Source organism: Hydrogenophaga sp. 70-12, assembly GCF_001897365.1.
Taxonomy (GTDB): domain Bacteria; phylum Pseudomonadota; class Gammaproteobacteria; order Burkholderiales; family Burkholderiaceae_C; genus Hydrogenophaga; species Hydrogenophaga borbori.
On record NZ_MKSS01000223.1, the window covers coordinates 1 to 1955 of the forward strand.

Sequence of the window (1955 nt, forward strand, 5' to 3'; positions counted from 1 at the left end):
CTCCTCCAGGCCCTCGAAGGAGGACTGGCGGAAGAAGTCCTCCATGGGCATGGGCACGCCATCGATGAGCGGCGTGGGGAAGTTGGGCAGCTGCGGCTTGCCCAGCACCAGCGTGAGGTTGCAGCGCTTGGCGATCTCGGCCGTGTTGGCCACGGCCGATGGCAGGTCGGCGAACAGCGCGCTCATGTCGGCGGCGGGCTTGAACCACTGCTCGCGCGTGAAACGGCGCACGCGCCGGTTGTTGGCCAGGATCTCGCCCTCGGCGATGCACACGCGCGCCTCGTGCGACTCGTAGTCGTCGGGCCGCAGGAACTGCACCGGGTGCGTGGCCACCACTGGCAGGCGCAGCCGCGCGGCCAGCTGCGCGGCCGCGACCACGTGGCGTTCGTCGTCGGCGCGCCCGGCGCGCTGCACCTCGATGTAGAAGCGGTGCGGGAACAGGGTGGCCAGGTTCAGGGCGGCGTCGCTCGCGCGCTGCGGATCGCCGGCCATCAGCGCCTGCCCCACCGGGCCGGCCTGCGCGCCCGACAGCAGGATCAGGCCCGCGTTGAGCTCTTCGAGCCATTCGCGCTTGATCACGGCCTGGTCGCGCACCACGTTGCGCGTCCAGGCGCGCGCCAGCAGCTCGCTCAGGTTCAGGTAGCCCTGCTTGTCCTGCACCAGCAGCAGCACGCGCGGCAGCGGCGGCTGGTGGGCGCCGGGCATGGCGTTCGGGGTTTCCTCGGTGAAGCCTTGCAGCAGCACCTCGGCGCCGATGATGGGCTTGACGCCGGCGTCGCGCCCGGCGCGGTAGAACTTGACGGCGCCGAAGAGGTTGCTGAGGTCGGTGATGGCCAGCGCGGGCTGGCCGTCGGCCGCGGCGGCGGCCATCACCTCATCGATGCGGTTGGTGCCGTCGACGACGGAAAACTCGGTGTGCAGGCGCAGGTGAACAAACATCACCCGATTTTAGAAGGCGCCCCTCTGTCCCCGATTCAGTCGCGCAGGATGTGCAGCACCTCGGAGCGGAATTCCCGGCTGTACAGGATGGCCGTCACCACGGCCGTGGCCATCACCATGGCCAGGGGCGAGACGAACCAGCCCAGCAGCGCGAACGAAAAGTAGTACGCGCGCAGGCCGTCGTTCATGGTTTCGGCGGCCGAGGCCACCAGGGCACCCGCGCGGTCGGCGTAGGCCCGCCGGTCGAACTTGCCCGCGGCGAAATCTTCGGGCGGGGGCATGGAGCCGATCACCAGCGCCACGAAGGTGTACTGCCGCATGGACCAGGAGAAGCGGAAGAACGAGTACACGAAGATCGCGATCAGCACCAGGATCTTGAACTCGAAGACGATCAGCGTGGTCGCCTGCGCGAAGGGGATCTCGCTCATCAGCTCGGTGGCCTTGTCCGTGGTGCCCAGCAGCGCGAACAGGCCGCCGATGATCAGGATGGACGTGGACGAGAAGAAGGACGGCGTGCTCGACAGGTTCTGCGTGATCAGGCCGTCGAGCATGCGCGGGTCGCGGGCGATGGCCTGTTCCATCCAGTAGCGCCGGTAGCGGTTGGTGGTGGCCAGCAGCGAGGGCCTGCGCCGGGCCCAGGGCTTGGCAACGGTCGCGTAGCCGATCCAGAGCGAAAAAAAGCAGACCAGCGCGAGCCAGTCTGCCCAGGGGAGGATGCTGAAGATCTTCATGGAGACAGCATGCTACGCCTCCACGGAGCGGCTCAGATCAGGGTTTGAACCGTGCCGCGATCGCCGCCACCCGCTCGCCGAACAGGCGCGCCGTTTCCAGGTCGCCCGCCAGCATGTCTTGGGCGCCCGCGTCGGACGGCGACTGCGCGATGGCGCCGCTGTACGACACGAGGTAGTTCACGTCGTCGCGCTGGGCCGCCTTGGTGTTGGCGGGCATCAGTCCCTGGCTCACCCAGATCATGCCGTGCTGCATGGCCAGGGTGAACAGGGTGTTCAGCGTGGCCA

At 68.3% G+C, this 1955-nt stretch carries 2 protein-coding genes and 1 pseudogene; all 3 read right to left on the reverse strand.

Translation table 11 applies throughout. The annotated features are described in order from the left end of the window. Nucleotides 1-939: PHP domain-containing protein (locus tag BGO22_RS12985; protein WP_286851186.1), on the reverse strand; the 939-nt coding region annotated here is incomplete at its 3' end. 35 nt (nt 940-974) lie between these two features. Beyond that, nucleotides 975-1670 (reverse strand): DUF599 domain-containing protein, encoded by a 696-nt coding sequence (locus tag BGO22_RS12990; RefSeq protein ID WP_070398099.1) that lies wholly within the window; start codon nt 1668-1670, stop codon nt 975-977. 37 nt (nt 1671-1707) lie between these two features. Beyond that, a pseudogene (locus tag BGO22_RS12995) lies at nt 1708-1955 on the reverse strand (NADPH-dependent FMN reductase); the annotation flags it as partial.